The organism is Neptunomonas sp. (assembly GCF_016744175.1).
Taxonomy (GTDB): domain Bacteria; phylum Pseudomonadota; class Gammaproteobacteria; order Pseudomonadales; family Balneatricaceae; genus Neptunomonas.
This window is the reverse complement of record NZ_JADGEV010000022.1, coordinates 24,040-42,948: the sequence shown is the minus strand read 5'-3', so window position 1 is coordinate 42,948 and position 18,909 is coordinate 24,040. Positions and strand designations below refer to the sequence as shown.

Here is an 18,909-nt window from a genome sequence, read left to right as displayed (position 1 = left end):
ATAGATTATGGCACTGATTCGCATCACATCGCCCCACGTACATAAGCCAACAAGCACTGCTGGCATTATGCGTCTGGTTATTTTAGCCACACTGCCCGGCATACTGGCGATGACCTTTTTCTTTGGCTGGGGGACCTTGATTAATATTGTTTGGGCGTCTGCTTTAGCCATTACTTTTGAAGCACTTTGTATCCGAGCACGTAACCGACCACTCTCTTTTTACTTGAGAGATAACAGCGCTATTTTGACAGCAGTTTTGATAGCTTTAGCACTTCCACCTTTTGCGCCCTGGTGGTTAACCGCCGTTGCCGTATTTGTTGCTATTGTTATCGCCAAACAACTCTATGGCGGCATTGGGCAAAATCCTTTCAACCCTGCCATGGTTGCTTATGCCTTGGTATTGATATCATTTCCAGTTGAAATGACCCGCTGGACAGCGCCTTTTATGCTGTATGGCGAAGGCTGGAATATATTAGCCTTCACTGACACATTCTCACTGATTTTTGGCAGTTGGGTAGAACATGCCGACGCTTTTACTTCCGCTACACCACTTGATGAAATGCGCCATCGCGGCGGACTGACAACTGAAGAAGCCTGGAGAGCATCAGATGTACTTGCCAATGTTGGCGCATGGCATGCTGTTAGTGCGGCCTATGCGATGGGCGGTGTTTTGCTACTTTACAAAAAGATTTTTTCCTGGCATACCCCTGCAGCTTTTTTATTATCTTTAGGCGGTATAGCGACCTTCTTTTATATCATCTCACCTGACACCTATGCTGACCCGTTCTTCCACTTAACTGTAGGCGGAACTATGCTTGGAGCATTCTTTATAGCAACTGACCCCGTATCCTCTGCTACAAGTAACAAAGGGAAAATATGGTTCGGCATTGGTATTGGCAGCTTAATCTATATTATTCGTACTTGGGGCAACTACCCAGACGCAGTAGCGTTTAGCATTTTGTTAATGAATCTTGCCGCACCTTTTATTGACCAATACACACAACCACGCGCTTATGGCCATAAAGCATCTAAACGTGGCATGAAGGAGAAGATTTAATGGAACTCCTGACTTCGCTACGGGAAAATACGGTAGGCATCTCTATCTTTGCCATTGTGACGGCAGGGCTTATTGCTATTACTCAAGTATCCACTAAGGATCAAATTATTGAGAACGAGCGAGCACAACAAGCAAAAGCATTATATGAAATAATTTCGCGCGACAGTATTGATAACGACCTTTTACAAGATGTTATCAGCATTGAAGCACCGGAGCTGGGATACCCGCTTGCTAAAATCTATCAAGCCAAACGTGACAACAAAGTGAAAGCCGTTATTGTTCCTGTAATGTCACCTGACGGCTATTCTGGCGATATATCATTAATTGTTGGCATTAATGCAGACAACTCCGTTGCCGGAGTTCGCGTGTTATCACATAAGGAAACACCGGGGTTAGGTGATAAAATCGATCTTAGAAAGTCTGATTGGATCATGAGTTTTAACGAAAAAAGCATGATAAGTTCAAACGATTCTAGCTGGGCGGTCAAAAAAGATGGTGGTCAATTTGATCAATTCACTGGAGCCACCATCACGCCACGTGCTGTCGTTAATGCTGTCGGCCAAGCACTACGCTTTTTCAAGAAAAACCGTGATCTACTGTTAAGCCCAAAGCCGATGAAGGAGGCTTCATGAGCATCGATTATCGTAAAATAACGCTAGATGGGCTTTGGCATAACAACCCTGCTTTAGTGCAATTGTTAGGTTTATGCCCTCTACTGGCGGTAACAGCGTCCGTTGTTAACTCAATCAGCTTAGGTATCGCCAGCACTTTAGTATTAATAGGCTCCAACCTAACTATTTCTACATTTAGGAAGTTTGTACCCGATGCAGTACGACTGCCTATTTTTGTAATGATCATTGCTTCTTTTGTTACTTGTATTGAGCTGCTAATGCAGGCTGTCACTTACGAGCTATATCAAATACTGGGTATATTCATTCCATTAATCGTAACTAATTGCGTCATCATGGGACGAGCCGATGCTTTTGCATCAAAAAACCCTGTTTCAGCATCTTTACTAGATGGCGCAATGATGGGCGTCGGTTTCACCATCGTGCTTGTGATTTTAGGAGGCCTACGCGAAGCTCTTGGTTCAGGAACTTTATTTGCTGATATGCATTTACTGTTTGGTCCAATGGCTAATAACTGGACTATCGTTCTTATAGACGACTACAAAGGGTTTCTATTCGCCATTTTACCCCCCGGAGCATTTGTTGGATTAGGGCTACTCATAGCACTGAAAAACATTATAGACAAACGTCTTAAAGACCGCCTGCTCGCGAACGCCCCCACACAAAGCGAGATCCCCATTAACAAGCGTGTCAGAGTTACGGGCCACATAAGTTAAACCAATCTAGATAAGGCATTGTATTTTTTGAAATAACTGGCAGAATTAAGGTTATATAAACCATACTAGGGCGACATATTGAACACCTCCTTCCCGGTGATTATTTGTGACGATTCAAGCCTTGCCAGAAAACAAATGGCCCGCGCCTTACAAGGCTGGAATGTAAGCATCACCTTTGCTGAGCATGGAGCAGAGGCACTTGATGCCATTCACCAAGGAAAAGGAGATTTACTTTTTCTTGATTTAAATATGCCTTTTATGGATGGCTACCAATTATTAGAGTGTATTAAGAGAGAAGATTTACCAACAATGGTAATCGTTGTTTCGGGTGACATCCAACCCGATGCCTATAAACGTGTTAAAAACATGGGGGCTCTCGACTTCATAAAAAAGCCAATCAATGCCAATCATGTTAATGATGTTTTACATCAATACGGTCTCGCAAGTGAAATTGGCGAAATAGAACTGGCCGAACAGTTACCCACTGATATGACCTCTGACCTACAAGGCTACTATCAGGAGCTGTCCAATGTTGCCATGGGGCAAGCTGCAGATCGCCTAGCCCGGCTTCTCAAAGTCTTTGTCAAACAACCTATCCCTCGTGTAGCCCTCATTAGCGCGAATGAGCTCAACATGATATTACTTAGTCATTCAAATGATGATAACGGCGCGATTGTTAGCCAAGGCTTTATAAGCTCTGGAATTGCCGGCGAAGTACTTCTAATGTTCAGTGAATCTTGCATTCACGACATGGCTAAACTTTTAAAGTATGAAGACGCCATTAACAATGAAGCCGAAAAGGAAATACTTGTTGATCTAGCAAATGTGCTCAGCGGTGCATTTCTTAACAGTTTTGCCAACCAACTAGATATAAATTTTAGCCAAAACGCACCTGCGATACTAAGCCTTTCTGAAGCAATGAATGAAGATAACGACACACAACAGCGCTGGGATAAAACATTGTCAATAGAGATTGGCTACCACATTGAAGAGTTTTCCATAAAGTGCGATCTCCTTTTGTTATTTACAGAAGATTCACTAGATGCGTTAAATGAACGGGCGCAGTATTTCGAATGAGCACACAAGAAACTGATCAAAGCATAGAAGATCTGCATCTGCAGCTAGGCTTATTACAAACGCTCGACGTAGGTTTGATTATTCTTGATAAATCCTACCGAATAACGCAGTGGAACACCTTTATGGAAAACCATTCAGGTGTCTTACATGCAGAACTATATAACAAGGTTCTCTTTGGAGCTTTTCCTGAACTGTCATCATCATGGCTTAAACACAAAATTGACTCAGTGTTTCTTCTTAACAATCGCTCATTTATTACTTGGGAACAAAAGCCTTACCTTTTGAAATTTAAAAGCTACCGGCCGTTAACCAGTGATGCTCCTTACATGTATCAGAATATCACTCTCATCCCGCTTTCTTCTCCCTCCGGAAAAATAGAGCACATAGGTATTCTGGTTTACGACGTTACTGATGCAGCAATGGGTCGACAAGCTCTTGAGGTGGCTAATACAAGGCTTAAGCAGCTAAGCCAAACAGATTTACTAACAGGCCTTTATAATCGAGGTTTTTGGGAAAACTGCTTACAAGAGGAATTTCAACGATTTACTCGCGTAGATTTAACATCCTCACTCCTAATGATTGACATTGATCACTTCAAAAAAGTAAATGATACCTATGGGCATCCTGCGGGTGATGAAGTTCTCCGTCAATTAGCTAAAACCCTTAAAGATGTTACACGCCTCACCGACAGAGTAGGACGCTATGGCGGTGAGGAGTTTGCAATACTACTGCTAGGCACTAACGCAACCAAAGCCACACACGTCGTTAAAAGGCTGCAAGAAAGAATAAACAGCCTCACTGTGACACATTACGAACATAACATTAATTTCACGCTCAGCATGGGGTTAACCGAAATTAGTAGTAAGTTCGAAAATCATGAGCAATGGATTCACATGGCAGACCAAGCACTCTATAAGTCCAAGCTAAATGGCCGAAATCAGGTAACTACTCTCAAAGCATAGAGACAACGCCACCTTCACATTAGCTAAGAATATGCGCTCTTTTATAACGAGGGATGATGCTATATGAATCAACAAATTCGACATGAAATATTTACTCGCTGGCGAGATAACAACCCCAACCCAACTACCGAGCTTGAATACAGCACCCCCTTCGAATTACTGATTGCTGTTCTACTATCAGCGCAATCAACGGATGTCGGTGTTAATAAAGCAACTCGCAAACTTTACCCAATAGCCAACACACCGCAAGCAATCCTTGATTTAGGGTTAGAGACTCTTAAAACCTACGTAAAAACTATTGGGCTGTACAATACCAAAGCCGCAAATATCATTAAAACCTGCCGCATTCTAGTTGAACAACATCAGTCAATCATCCCTGACAATAGAGAAGCATTAGAGGCATTACCTGGGGTAGGAAGAAAAACGGCGAATGTTGTCCTTAATACTGCTTTTGGCCAGCCAACTATGGCTGTAGACACACATATTTTTAGAGTGGGTAATCGCACAAAAATTGCCCCAGGAAAAAATGTTATCGACGTTGAAAAAAAGCTACTAAAAGTTATCCCGAAGGAGTTTTTAGTGGACTCTCATCACTGGATGATTCTTCATGGCAGATATGTATGTGTTGCACGTAAACCAAAGTGTGGAAGCTGTCTCATTGAGGATCTTTGTGAGTACAAAGATAAAACAGAAATTGATAGCTATTGACGACAAAAGCTACAACTTATCAGATGGAAAAGTTACCCACAGATTCTGTGGATAGTTCTGTGGAAATGTTTTGAGTAGATGCCTGCAACGCCCGCCATTAGTCACTCTTTGTTAAATTGTCCGAATTTCACACAGAAAGAAAATAGCTAATTAAATCAACATCTTAAATATTACAATAGGTAAATATCAATTTTGACTATTGTTTTTTCAATTAGTATTAGCTTAATAATTCACTTTGTGGATGACGCAAAAAATAACACTAATAATTTAATTATTTATAGGGCTCTTGGTGAAAAGCGATTGCGCAGTGAATAAAATCATGAAAGCCCCTCTCTTTAGCAAAAAAAGCATTTACAGAAAGAAAAAGGCATTTAAAAGATGGGAGCAGTGAGAATCTGTTAAGACTCTGGAATTTCTATCTCTATATGAGTTTTAGGCACACAACAACACGTCAGTATTTCACCCTCATCCATATCCAGTAGTGTTTCCTGGACATATTCAACTTCACCATCAATTAAGCGAACCTTACAACATCCACAATATCCACCACGACAATTATAGGGTGCTGGAATTTCTTGGACTTCCAGCGCATCGAGTAACGTCGATTCATACTGATAATAGAAAGTATGGTGGTGGTTCACTTTGATTCTAGGAATGGCCATCTTTTATTCCTTACAGGTCGAAATCATCAAAGTCAGACTCATCAACTTGGTTATCTATTTGACCAACCAGATAAGAACTAATTTCAGACTCCTGGGGTGCTACCTGAACGTTATCACTACTCAACCAAGCATTCATCCATGGTAATGGGTTTTGTGTCGCAGGAAACATGTCATCAAAGCCAAGAGCACGCATACGTACGTTGGTAATGTACTCTACATAATCACTTAGAATTTTTGCATTCAAACCAATCATTGAGCCATCACGGAATAAGTAAGTTGACCACTCTTTCTCTTGCTGTGCAGCTTCAGCAAAAATAGCAATAGCTTCATCTTTGCATTCAACGGCTATCTCTTTAAATTCAGGGTCATCAGCACCTGAAGCCAAAATATTCAAAATATGCTGTGTACCTGTCAGGTGTAATGCCTCATCACGCGCAATCAGCTTAATGATCTTGGCATTACCTTCCATAATTGCACGCTCAGCAAAGGCAAATGAGCAGGCAAAGCTAACATAGAAACGAATAGCTTCCAGCACATTGACTGAAACCATGGTTAAGTACAGCTTCTTCTTCAAATTGCGCATGCTGACATCATAGGCTTTTCCAGCAATGACGTGCTGTCCGACACCATGAACAGAGAAAACGCTTGTCAACTCGATCAACTCATCATACAAACGTGTAACCGATGCTGCTCTTTTTACAATTTCCTCATTTGTTACGATCTCATCAAACACTTCAGAAGGCTCAGTAATGATGTTTCTGATAATGTGAGTGTATGAGCGGCTATGAATGGTCTCACTAAAAGCCCAGGTTTCGAACCACGTCTCTAGCTCAGGTAAAGAGACAATTGGCAAGAAGGCAACATTAGGAGAGCGCCCTTGGACAGAGTCCAATAATGTTTGATATTTAAGATTGCTTAAAAAGATATGCTGCTCATGCTCAGGCATATTCATAAAATCTTTTCGATCAGTCGATAAATCAACTTCTTCTGGACGCCAAAAAAAAGACAACTGTTTTTCAATTAGCTTTTCAAAAATAGGATATTTCTGTTTGTCGTAACGCGCTACATTGACACTGCGGCCAAAAAACATAGGTTCCAGCGTCGCATCGTGGTCACTTGGATTAAAAGTAGAATAAGACATTCGTTAATAATCTGCTAATTCATTCAACAAGAGGTTCAGCAGATGCCAGTAGCTACAATACTCGACACCTGCACTCAGAGATCTATTTTATAATTTGCAGGCGCCGCTTTCGCAACCGTCATCGTCCTGCTGATCTTTAGCACCATCACGTGTATTGTGGTAATACAGTGTCTTCACACCATATTTATAAGCCGTGAGTAGGTCTTTTAACAATTGCTTCATTGGCACTTTATCACCTGGGTAATTACTCGGGTCATAATTGGTGTTCGCAGAAATAGACTGGTCGACAAACTTTTGCATGATGCCAACCAGTTGCAAATAACCTTCGTTATTGGGGATATCCCAAAGTAATTCATAGCTATCTTTAAGCTGAGTATAATCAGGCACCACCTGCTTCATAATACCGTCTTTACTTGCTTTAACTGACACATAGCCACGTGGGGGTTCTATACCATTCGTAGAATTCGTTATTTGTGATGATGTCTCACAAGGCATCAACGCGGTTAACGTACTATTTCGTAGTCCAAATTCACGAATGTCTTCACGCAATGTTTCCCAGAAGTAATGCAATGGCTCTTCGCAAAATTCATCAACTTCACGCTTATAAGTATCAATGGGTAAAATGCCTTTAGCATAAGTGGTCTCTTGAAACTTCAGGCAAGGCCCTTTCTCTTTTGCTAATTGATTTGAGGCTTTAAGCATATAATACTGAATAGCCTCAAATGTGCGATGCACTAAGCCATTAGCCGAACCATCAGAATAACGCGTCTGATTCTTAGCCAAATAGTAAGCAAAATTTGTTACACCAACGCCTAACGTGCGACGATTATCTGTCGCATTTTGCGCCGCTATAATCGGGTAGTCCTGATAATCCAATAAATTATCGAGAGCTCTGACGATTAAATCGGAGAGTTCTTCAAGCTCATCAATATCATTCAAAGCACCCAAGTTGAACGCAGATAATGTACAAAGAGCAATTTCACCTTCTTCATCCTTAATATCGTTCATTGCTTTAGTCGGTAGCGCAATCTCCAAACAAAGATTGGATTGCTTTATAGGAGCAACAGACGGGTCAAAAGGGCTATGCGTATTGCAGTGATCAACATTTTGTATGTAAATACGACCCGTTGAAGCACGCTCTGATGCTAAAAGCCCAAACAGTTCAACTGCCTTGATAGTTGTTTTACGAATAGCAGGGTCCTGCTCGTACATTTCATATAGACGTTCGAACTCGTCTTGATCCGCAAAGAATGCATCATATAAGCCAGGTACTTCGTGTGGACTGAACAATGTTATGTTCCCACCTTTAATAAGACGCTGGTACATCAGTTTGTTCAACTGAACACCATAATCCAAGTGTCTAACTCTGTTCTCTTCCACTCCACGGTTATTTTTCAATACCAGCAACGATTCAACTTCTAGGTGCCATATTGGATAAAATAACGTTGCTGCACCTCCTCTCACTCCACCTTGAGAGCATGACTTAACGGCTGTCTGGAAATGCTTATAAAAAGGAATACAACCTGTATGGAAAGCTTCACCATTGCGAATGGGGCTGCCAATTGCACGAATACGGCCCGCATTAATACCAATACCTGCACGCTGTGAGACATACTTAACAATAGAGCTAGCCGTGGCATTAATAGAATCAAGACTATCGCCACACTCAATGAGCACACACGAGCTAAACTGGCGCGTAGGCGTGCGTACACCCGCCATAATGGGTGTAGGCAAAGATAGCTTAAACAATGAGGTCGCATCATAGAAACGCTTCACATACCCCAGACGAGTCTCTGTCGGGTATGACGCAAATAAACAAGCGGCCACTAGCATGTACAAAATTTGAGGGCTTTCGTATATTTCGCCCGTGACACGGTTTTGTACTAAATACTTGCCTTCTAATTGCTTAACAGCTGCGTAACTGAAGTTCATATCACGCGAATGATCGATAGCATCATTCAACTGGTTAAGTTCTTCGCGACTATAATCATCGATTAAATGTCGATCATAACGCCCCATTTCGACCATGCTAGTAACATGATCAAATAAATGAGGCGCATCAAAACTATCGAAAGCACGCTTACGCAGATGAAAAATAGCTAGTCGAGCTGCCAAATACTGATAGTCAGGTGCATTTTCTGATATTAAATCAGCAGCAGACTTAATCAGCGTTTCATGTATATCAGAAGTTTTGATGCCGTCGTAAAATTGTATATGGGCTTTTAGCTCTACCTCAGAAGGCGAAACTTGGTCTAATCCGTTTGCTGCCCAAATCACAACCCTATGAATTTTTTCCAGATCAATTTTCTCACGACGCCCGTCACGTTTAGTGACCATCAAATCTTGCTGCATAAGAGGCTCTTTTGTTCCGACAGATATAATAATTATTAAAGACGAATTTTTTATAGCTTTTTGTACGTAACTAAATTAACAGTAGTCGCAAAAAACACACAACATCTTGTACATCATTTGCTAACTGACACTAAATATAGCCATATCAGTCTTTATTTCAAGCTTATTTCTGTCTTGATTTTCCTTACCTATTGTGCCGAGTTTTGTTATACCAGACGCAAATACAGGCCTCATGCGGCAGCGCTAAAAATCAACCCTCAAAAAAAATAATTTCAATAATATTTCAGAGATGAAATATATCTTCCATGTGAAAAAAACATGCCATTAAGTGGCATTTAATCGTTTACAAATTCTTTTTATAAGTCTATTATTCGCCTCCCTTCTGGTGAGGTTCCCGAGTGGCTAAAGGGATCAGACTGTAAATCTGACGCGCGAGCTTCGGTGGTTCGAATCCACCCCTCACCACCATTTTTATCTACTCTTATACACCTGAAAAAAACTGCAGCGGCTCTACGTTTACATCAGCCCAACCTCTCAGATTCAGCACTAAGAATTCTTGCATCACTCATATCACACTCAAAATAAGCATCATCCTTTATAAACACATGGGTTTTAGCTACACTTCTTTACATACTTAGTTTCCACGCACGCATATTTAGCCATTTTTTTGAGCATTTTTACTAAAGCTTAATTTAACAAGACTAACTGCCGCTGGTATCTTCTTATAAACTTAGCGCTTTCTACTCTTTCTTAGGAATCGTCAAGTAACGAAATTCTATTTTCAGATCATTTGAGGCGTCAATGTCCGACGATTCATTAGCAAATAAAGCAACATCGAATCTTGAAAAGATTACGCGTAATATTGATCAACTTCCCATGTTGCCTGGGGTTTTATTTCAGCTGATGAAGTTAAATTCTGATGATGACGAATTCTATGATCAGGTACATAGCCTTGCTAAAACAGATCCTCCTTTAGCAAGCTTTATACTTAGCTATGCGAATTCGGCAGCCTCCTCACCGAATAATGCAATCACCAGTCTACAAGCAGCGCTTACCCGTGTTGGCTCACAAACAATCGTTAACCTGATAACAACATTGTCTGTATCAAAAGTTTTTGTTCCATCACATCCTGAGCACAAGTTGATTTGGAAGCACTCAATAGAAACAGCGATGATAGCTTCGTTCATAAGTAAAATAACCCATCACCATGATGTAGACCCTGAAATGGCATATATGTGTGGTTTACTACATGACATCGGACGCTTTGTCTTATTCCAATTTGCACCGACAGCGCTTGACCAAACCGATGCTCAAGGATGGGGTTCAGCCAATGAATTACCCTTAGTTGAAAAACAGATTCTGGGTACATCTCACTCTGAGATTGGTTACATTGCCTGCCAGAAATTGCACCTTCCTAATATTGTTTCAAGTGTAGTCAGACACCATCACAACTATGATATTTGTGAAAACGACAAAGCACCTCAAGCCTTTCGGGAATTAGTGCTTATTATCCAATTCGCCGACTTTCTCAGCGTAATGACAAGTAAAACATCTGACTGGAAAGACTTCAGTACGAATGACCTTAAAGCACACATTCACGCCAACTGTATTATGAAAAACTGGGGGGATCATAATTTACCTGTCGATATGATCGCTGAAGCACTTCCTATGTTGATAAGCAAAAGTGAAACGTTAGCCGCTAGCTTAGGTGTATAACGAGTAGGCATTTCAACAGCATCACACCCAACAAAAAAACACCTTTCAGCTGATTCGGAAACTGTGGAAAAATTGCGTATAATACCGCGCAATTTCTTTTATAAACGTTGGTTTTTAATATGCGCCTAGCTGAAATCGAAGGCCTGATGCTAAATATCGGGATTATTGTTTTCTCATGCTTTATTTTCTTTATTATTTACGATTTAGCTAAACGCTCTAACGCAGGGAAATTTGGAACTTTTGTACTTTTTTTTGCATTAGGTTTAGGGCTAGCTGCTTTCATCATTAAAACGGTGGCTGTAGAAATGATCGAAGGCAACGTTTAACGCTTATTCTGCTATCCTTATTTTTTAGACTTGTAAGAGGCTTTACTTTAATGGAACCAGGTACTCTAATTTTTATCGCTGCCATAGTAGTTATTACTTTTTACGTAATTTCCCTTTATAACAATTTGGTTCGATTAAAGCACAATGTTGCACAAGCATGGTCAAACATCGATGTTCTACTTAAACAACGACATGATGAACTTCCCAAATTAGTTGAGACCTGTCGTGAGTACATGCAATATGAGCAAGAAACTTTAAACCAGGTTATTGAAGCTCGGTCTCAAGTATCAAATGCACGTGAAAAACAAGATTTAAAAGGGCTAGGCCAAGCAGAGTCGCAACTACGTTTAGGTTTAGGCAACTTATTTGCTTTAGCAGAAGATTATCCAGACCTGAAAGCCAGTGAATCATTTCAACACTTGCAAGGAAGAATCTCGGGGTTAGAAAACTCCATTGCTGATCGCCGAGAGTTCTACAATGCTTCCGTTAATATCTACAACGTTCGCATTGAGCAGTTCCCTGATCTAGTTATTGCCAGACAGATGAACTTTACTCTTCGTGACCTCCTTGAGTTTAAAGAGGAAGAAATAAGCGATGTAAATATTGGTCAGCTTTTTCAAAGAAATTAAAATCACACCCAATAATGATGACTAAAATAGCCTTAATCCTTCTCCTTTTAGTTGCCGCAATCGCGGCAACTCTATGGAAAGGTTTCGCATTTCTTAAGCACTACCGCTTAATCACAGGCACTCCTACTTCAAAAATACGCTCCGCACACCAAGGCTATGTTGAAATAAGTGCTCATATCTTAGAAAACGAAGATGGGCCACTAATAGCACCACTTTCAGGAAGGCAATGTGTTTGGTATCAATATAGTGTAGCTCGCCTAAAAAGCAGCGGAAAAACCAAAACCTGGCACATTGAAGACAGCGGAAGATCAACGGCTTGGTTCCAAGTCAATGACGGAACAGATACTGGCCTTATAGACCCAACAGGAGCGACTATTCGTACGCAGAACTCTCGTACGTGGTACGGAGACACTCCTCATCCAAATGGATCTGCTGCTGCTCCTTCAGGCTTTAAACTAACAACATTTCTCACACAAGATATAGGAGGTTCACGGTATAGGTATCAAGAAAGCTTGTTATTTTCTCATGAAAAAGTCTATGCATTGGGACAATTTCAAAGTGTTGGCGGAGGACGTCATCTACCTCCTCTGGAGCAAATATCAGGCGAAGTGATTCGTGAATGGAAGCAATCATATACTGAATTGTTAGCGCGCTTCGACACAGATAATAACCAAAAACTTGATATGCAGGAATGGACGAACGTACAAAATGCAGCTCACCAAGAGGCTATTAAACGCCGCACAGAAATGGCTGCAACCCCTACCATGCACGTTTTATCTTGCCCTTCTGAAAAAGAACACCCATATTTAATTTCTACATTTGATGAAGAAAAATTAGCCACACGTTATGGCTGGTACGCTCTTGGAGCACTAAGTTTATTTATCGGTGAAGGTTATTTCTTTTTTCAGCTAATACTCTCCTAAGGCTTAGCTAAGCTTTCAGCGCTTATATGAGCTACGGTATGTCTACATAAATCCACTTGATACGCTTTACCAAAGCCAGCTATGTACTTCGCCTTAGTAACCGTTAGCCTAAAAAGAATAAAATCAGGCAAAGACCTCAACAGGGCCACCGTATTTCCCAAGGTAATCTCCATTGCATCCAAAATGCTTTTTATTTCGGCGGGCTCTACAGTAGAGGCGACCACATCAGCAACAAAGCGCTCACGTGCAAACAGGTTTCGACTACCAGCCTCGTCTTTAATAACCATTACACTGGCATTGGTTGACTCTTTCAAACGCTGAGTATGACCAGCTAACTGACTAACAAATATAAAAAAATTTGTATCCTGTCGAATAAAAGGAGCATAACTTATATGTGGCAACCCGTTAGCATCCACAGTCGCTAACTGTAGCGTGTTATATGAGTGCAATAACTCCATGCAATCACCTAAACGCTTCCTGTCTTCTACATCCATAAAACACCCATTTCTCAGCTTAGATTTATTACATGCATATTTTATCAAAGCTTCACGTATAATATCTGTTTTGAGCTTTTATCAGGTTAAATATCATGGAACAGAAAGTCATTCAGGTAGGCACGCACCAAATAGCAAATGATAAACCAATGGTTTTATTCGGTGGTATGAATGTGCTGGAATCAAGGGATCTTGCATTAAAAATTGCGGAGCACTATGTAACTGTCACTGAAAAGTTAAATATCCCTTATGTATTTAAAGCCTCTTTTGATAAAGCCAATCGCTCATCATTAACATCCTTTCGAGGGCCGGGTTTAGATGAAGGTTTAAAAATTCTTGAAGAAATAAAAAACACCTTTAATGTCCCACTCATTACAGACGTGCACGAGCCTCATCAAGCAGCTCCAGCCGCTCAAGTATGTGACATTATCCAATTACCAGCATTCCTTTCACGCCAAACTGATCTTGTACAAGCCATGGCCGAAACCGGTGCTGTCATTAATATTAAAAAGGCCCAGTTCTTAGCTCCTCATGAAATGAAGCACATCCTTCATAAATGTCGTGAAGCAGGCAATGACCGTTTAATTCTGTGCGAACGAGGCTCTACATTTGGCTATAATAATTTAGTCGTTGACATGCTCGGGTTCTCCACCATGAAAGAATTTGGCTACCCTATTATGTTTGATGCTACACATGCACTACAAGTTCCGGGAGGGCGTTCTGATTCAGCTGATGGCCGTAGAGGGCTAGTAGCACAATTATCACGAGCCGGTATTTCCCAAGGAATCGCAGGTCTATTTCTTGAAGCTCACCCAAACCCATCAGAAGCTAAATGTGACGGCCCTTGTGCACTACCGCTGGACAAACTCGAACCCTATCTCGCTCAATTAAAAGCTGTTGATGAGCTGGTTAAAAGCTTCCCCCCTTTAGAGACTGATTAGATAAACCGCTGATTTTACTTAAAAGTTTGCCCATTGTTGTCTATTATAAATGCAGATATATAGGCAGGAATGGGCAATGGATAAACAATCACACAATAATGCGCTAAATGATGGACAAGTCATTGGCCCAGAACATCACAAATTCAAGCTTAAAGGAACCGCCACCGCTCATCCTCTTGGACAGTTCTGGCAAGCAGACGACATTAGTACCCCCAGCCCTACAGCAGTTTCAATCATTGTGCTTTCTGCAAGCCTTACAAAACACAAAGGCCTTTTGGCCGCATTCAAACAGCAAATAATTCAAGCGAAGAACTTACGCCATAAACATATCGTCTCTATTTATGGCTATTTCATAGAACGTGGCGGAATTTTGTTTTTTGCCTTCGAAGCGCTTGATGGGTTAACGCTTGACTCACTTATCAAAACAAAAAAAGTCAGTAAACTTAAGGAAAACCACTTACGGGGTTTACTACTACAAACAGCCGTTGCAGCTGATATCTTTGTAGCCAAAGTGCGCAAACCTCACAGTGCTTTAGCACCTGACCTTATTTATATTAACCGCCAAGGGGGTGTGAAACTATTACCTATTAGCCCGCGGTTATTACTACAAGAAACCAATTTCACCCTCAGTCCTGCTTTTCAGTACCCTGCTTACCAATCACCAGAGGCTTTTCATAATAATTTATTACCTAATGCTACTGATATTTATTCTATCGGCTGTATAGCTTATGCAGCGCTGTCAGGAAATCCCCCATTTTCCTTGTCAGATGATGAATCTCTGCATGTTCGCAAAGAGTTAAAACAGCCAACCAAAACAAGTAAAGGACAATGGAAAAACCTCCAACAAGCACTCTCTACTAATCCTGAAGAACGCCCAGCGAGTGCTATCGAGTTAATACAGTCAATATTCAATGTTGAAAAAATTCCAGAGACCCCATCGACAATAGAGAATTTAAGTGATGAAACAAGCGACGCTACTGACATACCAACGCCAGAGACTGGGCATAAAAAGCGTCCTACCCGCTGGCTCATTCTCATTGCCATATTCACAAGCGGCATCATTGTCGGTTTTTGCGCAAGCCTCTATTTAGCTCAGCAGCAACAAGCACTCACGAATAAACATATAGCAGCATGGAAAGAGCAAGCAGAAATATGGAAAGCAACCTCTGATAACAAAGAGAAAACCATACTTCGGTTAGAAGAAAAGCTCTCTTCACCAGACAAACCAGCGGTAAAACCTCTAGGTCAGACTCCTTTATCCAGAGAGAAAAGCCCTATAAAAGAAAACTTTGGCGTTTTTCAAGACGCCTTACAAGATGGGTCATTTGGCCCACAGATGATCAGTTTACCCGCTGGCCAATTTCAAATGGGTGACCTGAATAAATTGGGTGATGATAATGAAAAGCCGGTACAAACTATTGTACTACCCCACTCTTTTGCGCTTTCTCGTTTTGAGGTTTCCTTTGCCCAATACGACCATTTTGCAACGCTCACAAATAGAAAACTCCCTGAGGACGACGGCTGGGGGCGAGGTTCTCAGCCTGTTGTAAATGTTACATGGCAAGATGCAACTGCCTACGTAAAATGGCTCCGTGTAGAAACTGGGGAAAGCTATCGTCTTCCATCTGAAGCGGAGTGGGAGTATGCAGCGCGTAGTGGCTCCCAGTCAGCTTTTTGGTGGGGGAATGAGTTATTACCCAACCGGGCTATCTGTGATGAATGTGGCTCAAAGTGGGATGGTAAACAACCCGCACCGATAGGATCATTAGCAGCCAACCCTTGGGGGTTTCATGACCTAAACGGTAATGTCGATGAATGGGTGCAGGACTGTTATAGCGAAACCTATGTAGGCCAACCATTAAATGGATCAGCCCGAACACAGAGTAACTGCAAATTTCGAAGTATGCGGGGTGGCTCCTGGTTTGATATAGCACGTGTTACTCGTTCTGCTAGCCGGTACCGACACCCTCCTAGCGCTTCTCGTAACACGTGGGGGTTTAGGGTTGCATTAGATCTAAAATAAGATATATAAGATTAATTAATTCTCTTATTTCAATCATCTAGCTGTCATATGAGCCCCGTAGAATGCGCAAGCTAACGTGCCATTCTACGGAGAAAAATATGCCAATTCATTTATTTCGAAAATCTCTTCTTGCACTAACCATTACTGCAATGACCCCTGTTGTGCAAGCAGAATCATTCAATCGTATCGCCAGCTTTGGCACCATAAAAAACCTACCTACAGCAGTAGATATTCAGCAAGAGAGCTCTCCTGAGATTATTGCTGCCAGTAAAGACGGAAATACGCTGGTCTATTCAGATAGCCCATTTGGTGCGATTGGTTTCGTCGATATTAGTAATGCTAGAGCACCAAAAGCGTTAGGTATCGTTAAAACTGCTGGCGAGCCAACCTCGGTTGTTATTGCTGGAGATTATGTATTCGCTGCTGTGAATACATCAGAGAGTTTCCTAAAACCAAGCGGTTACTTGGCCACCATTAAATTAGATACTCAAGCATTGGAAAGCCGCTGCGAACTGGGTGGACAACCTGACGCTATTGCTATTTCCAAAGATGGAAAGTTTGCAGCCATTGCTATTGAAAACGAACGAGACGAAGACTTAAACGACGGTACCTTGCCACAATTACCTGCTGGCTGGCTTTCTATTGTAAAGATAATAGATGGTGTTCCTCTATGTAGCAGTCTGAAAAAAGTAGAGATGACAGGCCTAGCCAGCACAGGTACTGATGACCCTGAGCCTGAATTTGTCGATTTTAACGACCACAACGAAATAGTGGTTACATTACAAGAAAACAACCACTTAGTTATTGTTTCATCTGAGACAGGAAAAATACTTAACCACTTTTCTGCAGGAAGTGCTGATCTGAAAAATATTGATACAAAAAAAGATAAAGCCTTTAACTTTACTGACTCACAAACAAGACTCCGCGAGCCCGACACAGTCAAGTGGCTTGATAATGAGCGCTTCGTAACAGCGAACGAAGGCGATTACAAAGGTGGATCTCGTAGCTTTACGATTTTCCATAAAGATGGTCGTGTTCTTTATGAATCAGGAAGCTCCTTTGAAGAGCAGATCATCATGGCGGGGCACTACCCTGATAAGCGCTCAGGAAAAAAAGGTAATGAGCCTGAAGGAATTGCCATCGGACAATATGGCGATAATAAGTATATTTTTGTACTCTCAGAGAGAGCATCTGTCATTGGTGTTTACTTAGATACCGGTGGCGAACCAGAATTCCAACAACTATTGCCTTCGGGTATTGGTCCGGAATCTGCCGTAACGATTCCAGCTCGCAACTTACTCGTGAGTGCCAACGAAAAAGACCTCATTGCAGATAAAGGCCCTCGTGCACATATAATGATCTATGACTTGTCAGCATCAGCACCTGCTTACCCGCAAATCACGTCACGAGACGCCTCTAAAAACAATGAAACTTATCCACTTATTGGCTGGGGCGCGCTGTCTGGATTAACCGCTCATCCATCTAAGACAGGGAATCTGTACGCTGTAAACGATAGTTTTTACGCAAACCAACCAACAGTATTTAGTATTGATGCAAACCAAAAGCCTGCTGTCATAACTCACGCCCTACCTGTCACCCGTGATGGCAAACCCGCGAAAAATATTGATCTTGAAGGAATTACCAGCGACGGTGCAGACGGTTTTTGGTTAGCATCCGAAGGTAAAACTAAAAAAGAGATTCCTCATGCAATTTACCATATCAACGCTCTTGGCGAGATAGATCAAACAATCAACTTTCCAGACGCATTGTTAAAGCATGAAATACGCTTCGGAGCAGAAGGCATTACATTAATAGACGACACTCTCTGGATTGCCATTCAACGTCCTTGGAAAGATGATGCCAACAACCGTGTTAAGTTATTAGCCTATAATCTGATAACAACTACATGGGGTGCAGTACACTATCCATTAGAAAAAGCAACACAAGGCTGGGTAGGCTTATCAGAAATCACTTATTATAATGACTCGGTTTATATCATCGAACGTGATAATCAATTAGGTGATAACGCCACAATTAAGCGGTTGTACAAGGTAAGCCAAAATGAACTTAAGCCCGCTCCTCTAGGCAGTACATTACCTGTAGTCAGCAAAACGTTAGTACGAGATTTTTTACCGGACTTAAAATCTCTAAACGGCTACGTGCAGGATAAAATAGAAGGCTTTAGTATTGACGCTAGCGGCAACGGGTTCGCTGTAACAGATAACGACGGAGTGGATGATAGTTCAGGCGAAACCCTCTTCTTCAACATTGGTAAAATGTACCCTTGAATAGAGAAAACTAGTATTAATAATATATCGCTTTAAATGAGTAGCCGCACGCTGGTTGTGTGGCTACGCTTTCCTTCCCGAATATTTACCACCTTACTCTAAAGAACGTATTTTGATTAATAATACAATCCCGAACCATACCTCCTTAATTTTTTTAGCCCCAATTTCTTCAGCTTTTAATCACACATAATACTCAAAAAACACGCACAAAAAAGCCAGGATAAACCTGGCTCAAAAGTAATAGCGTACTAAATGCTTGAAGGGG

General features: G+C 41.4%; 17 protein-coding genes and 1 tRNA gene. 14 read left to right on the top strand and 4 right to left on the bottom strand.

Annotated features, from left to right (window positions below):
• The first annotated feature begins 7 nt into the window (after positions 1-7).
• The 6 genes from QZZ55_RS11535 to nth all read left to right on the top strand — a co-directional run bounded on the left by QZZ55_RS11535 (position 8) and on the right by nth (position 5,149).
• Positions 8-1,057 carry an RnfABCDGE type electron transport complex subunit D gene (locus tag QZZ55_RS11535; RefSeq protein WP_293267480.1) on the top strand — a complete coding sequence of 350 codons (1,050 nt, stop codon included), beginning with the start codon at positions 8-10 and terminating at the stop codon, positions 1,055-1,057.
• On the top strand, positions 1,057-1,689 hold the full coding sequence (gene rsxG, locus QZZ55_RS11530) for an electron transport complex subunit RsxG (RefSeq protein WP_293267479.1): 633 nt from the start codon (positions 1,057-1,059) through the stop codon (positions 1,687-1,689). The genes QZZ55_RS11535 and rsxG overlap by 1 nt, the downstream gene beginning before the upstream one ends.
• Positions 1,686-2,402, top strand: a complete 717-nt coding sequence (locus tag QZZ55_RS11525) for an electron transport complex subunit E (protein WP_293267478.1) — start codon at positions 1,686-1,688, stop codon at positions 2,400-2,402. Before rsxG ends, QZZ55_RS11525 begins: the two co-directional genes overlap by 4 nt.
• Positions 2,403-2,480: 78 nt before the next feature.
• A complete protein-coding gene (locus QZZ55_RS11520; RefSeq protein WP_293267477.1) occupies positions 2,481-3,479 on the top strand; it encodes a response regulator in 999 nt (332 codons plus the stop codon).
• On the top strand, positions 3,476-4,441 hold the full coding sequence (locus QZZ55_RS11515) for a sensor domain-containing diguanylate cyclase (RefSeq protein ID WP_293267476.1): 966 nt from the start codon (positions 3,476-3,478) through the stop codon (positions 4,439-4,441). The genes QZZ55_RS11520 and QZZ55_RS11515 overlap by 4 nt, the downstream gene beginning before the upstream one ends.
• Positions 4,442-4,504: 63 nt before the next feature.
• On the top strand, positions 4,505-5,149 hold the full coding sequence (gene nth / locus QZZ55_RS11510) for an endonuclease III (protein WP_293267475.1): 645 nt from the start codon (positions 4,505-4,507) through the stop codon (positions 5,147-5,149).
• 398 nt (positions 5,150-5,547) lie between these two features.
• Here the strand turns inward: nth and yfaE are convergent, their stop codons facing one another.
• The 3 genes from yfaE to nrdA all read right to left on the bottom strand — a co-directional run bounded on the left by yfaE (position 5,548) and on the right by nrdA (position 9,304).
• Complete coding sequence (gene yfaE, locus QZZ55_RS11505) at positions 5,548-5,811, bottom strand: class I ribonucleotide reductase maintenance protein YfaE (RefSeq protein WP_293267474.1); 264 nt, start codon at positions 5,809-5,811, stop codon at positions 5,548-5,550.
• 10 nt (positions 5,812-5,821) lie between these two features.
• Positions 5,822-6,952 (bottom strand): class Ia ribonucleoside-diphosphate reductase subunit beta, encoded by a 1,131-nt coding sequence (gene nrdB, locus QZZ55_RS11500; protein ID WP_293267473.1) that lies wholly within the window; start codon positions 6,950-6,952, stop codon positions 5,822-5,824.
• A gap of 87 nt (positions 6,953-7,039) precedes the next feature.
• Positions 7,040-9,304 carry a class 1a ribonucleoside-diphosphate reductase subunit alpha gene (gene nrdA, locus QZZ55_RS11495; protein ID WP_293267472.1) on the bottom strand — a complete coding sequence of 755 codons (2,265 nt, stop codon included), beginning with the start codon at positions 9,302-9,304 and terminating at the stop codon, positions 7,040-7,042.
• A gap of 384 nt (positions 9,305-9,688) precedes the next feature.
• On the opposite strand from nrdA, the gene QZZ55_RS11490 reads away from it, so the two are divergent.
• The 5 genes from QZZ55_RS11490 to QZZ55_RS11470 all read left to right on the top strand — a co-directional run bounded on the left by QZZ55_RS11490 (position 9,689) and on the right by QZZ55_RS11470 (position 12,898).
• Positions 9,689-9,772: transfer RNA gene (locus QZZ55_RS11490), tRNA-Tyr, on the top strand.
• 333 nt (positions 9,773-10,105) lie between these two features.
• Positions 10,106-11,020, top strand: coding sequence for an HDOD domain-containing protein (locus QZZ55_RS11485; protein WP_293267471.1), 915 nt, complete (start codon positions 10,106-10,108; stop codon positions 11,018-11,020).
• Positions 11,021-11,139: 119 nt separating this feature from the next.
• Positions 11,140-11,346: a DUF2788 domain-containing protein gene (locus tag QZZ55_RS11480; RefSeq protein WP_293267470.1), complete on the top strand. Its 207-nt coding sequence runs from the start codon at positions 11,140-11,142 to the stop codon at positions 11,344-11,346.
• A 50-nt stretch (positions 11,347-11,396) separates the two neighbouring features.
• Positions 11,397-11,975, top strand: coding sequence for a LemA family protein (locus QZZ55_RS11475; protein WP_293267469.1), 579 nt, complete (start codon positions 11,397-11,399; stop codon positions 11,973-11,975).
• Positions 11,976-11,989: 14 nt separating this feature from the next.
• Positions 11,990-12,898, top strand: a complete 909-nt coding sequence (locus QZZ55_RS11470) for a GIDE domain-containing protein (RefSeq protein WP_293267468.1) — start codon at positions 11,990-11,992, stop codon at positions 12,896-12,898.
• On the opposite strand, the gene QZZ55_RS11465 is transcribed toward QZZ55_RS11470, so the two are convergent.
• Positions 12,895-13,392, bottom strand: a complete 498-nt coding sequence (locus tag QZZ55_RS11465; protein WP_293267467.1) for a pyridoxamine 5'-phosphate oxidase family protein — start codon at positions 13,390-13,392, stop codon at positions 12,895-12,897. The genes QZZ55_RS11470 and QZZ55_RS11465 overlap by 4 nt on opposite strands.
• Positions 13,393-13,487: 95 nt before the next feature.
• On the opposite strand from QZZ55_RS11465, the gene kdsA reads away from it, so the two are divergent.
• From kdsA to QZZ55_RS11450, 3 genes are all read left to right on the top strand, one after another.
• Positions 13,488-14,333: a 3-deoxy-8-phosphooctulonate synthase gene (kdsA, locus tag QZZ55_RS11460; RefSeq protein ID WP_293267466.1), complete on the top strand. Its 846-nt coding sequence runs from the start codon at positions 13,488-13,490 to the stop codon at positions 14,331-14,333.
• A gap of 76 nt (positions 14,334-14,409) precedes the next feature.
• Entirely contained in the window at positions 14,410-16,356 is a 1,947-nt protein-coding gene (locus QZZ55_RS11455; protein WP_293267465.1) for an SUMF1/EgtB/PvdO family nonheme iron enzyme, read from the top strand.
• 98 nt (positions 16,357-16,454) lie between these two features.
• The gene (locus QZZ55_RS11450; RefSeq protein WP_293267464.1) at positions 16,455-18,644 is read left to right on the top strand and encodes an esterase-like activity of phytase family protein; all 2,190 of its coding nucleotides are present in this window, start codon (positions 16,455-16,457) and stop codon (positions 18,642-18,644) included.
• The last annotated feature ends 265 nt before the right edge of the window (positions 18,645-18,909 follow it).

Coding starts and splice junctions, on each gene's coding strand:
- QZZ55_RS11475 (WP_293267469.1), top strand. CDS start 11,397: ATGGAACCAGGTACTCTAATTTTTATCGCTGCCATAGTAGTTATTACT.
- yfaE (WP_293267474.1), bottom strand. CDS start 5,811: ATGGCCATTCCTAGAATCAAAGTGAACCACCACCATACTTTCTATTAT.
- QZZ55_RS11485 (WP_293267471.1), top strand. CDS start 10,106: ATGTCCGACGATTCATTAGCAAATAAAGCAACATCGAATCTTGAAAAG.
- nrdB (WP_293267473.1), bottom strand. CDS start 6,952: ATGTCTTATTCTACTTTTAATCCAAGTGACCACGATGCGACGCTGGAA.
- QZZ55_RS11525 (WP_293267478.1), top strand. CDS start 1,686: ATGAGCATCGATTATCGTAAAATAACGCTAGATGGGCTTTGGCATAAC.
- QZZ55_RS11465 (WP_293267467.1), bottom strand. CDS start 13,392: ATGGATGTAGAAGACAGGAAGCGTTTAGGTGATTGCATGGAGTTATTG.
- kdsA (WP_293267466.1), top strand. CDS start 13,488: ATGGAACAGAAAGTCATTCAGGTAGGCACGCACCAAATAGCAAATGAT.
- nrdA (WP_293267472.1), bottom strand. CDS start 9,304: ATGCAGCAAGATTTGATGGTCACTAAACGTGACGGGCGTCGTGAGAAA.
- QZZ55_RS11480 (WP_293267470.1), top strand. CDS start 11,140: ATGCGCCTAGCTGAAATCGAAGGCCTGATGCTAAATATCGGGATTATT.
- QZZ55_RS11455 (WP_293267465.1), top strand. CDS start 14,410: ATGGATAAACAATCACACAATAATGCGCTAAATGATGGACAAGTCATT.
- rsxG (WP_293267479.1), top strand. CDS start 1,057: ATGGAACTCCTGACTTCGCTACGGGAAAATACGGTAGGCATCTCTATC.
- QZZ55_RS11535 (WP_293267480.1), top strand. CDS start 8: ATGGCACTGATTCGCATCACATCGCCCCACGTACATAAGCCAACAAGC.
- QZZ55_RS11450 (WP_293267464.1), top strand. CDS start 16,455: ATGCCAATTCATTTATTTCGAAAATCTCTTCTTGCACTAACCATTACT.
- QZZ55_RS11470 (WP_293267468.1), top strand. CDS start 11,990: ATGATGACTAAAATAGCCTTAATCCTTCTCCTTTTAGTTGCCGCAATC.
- QZZ55_RS11515 (WP_293267476.1), top strand. CDS start 3,476: ATGAGCACACAAGAAACTGATCAAAGCATAGAAGATCTGCATCTGCAG.
- nth (WP_293267475.1), top strand. CDS start 4,505: ATGAATCAACAAATTCGACATGAAATATTTACTCGCTGGCGAGATAAC.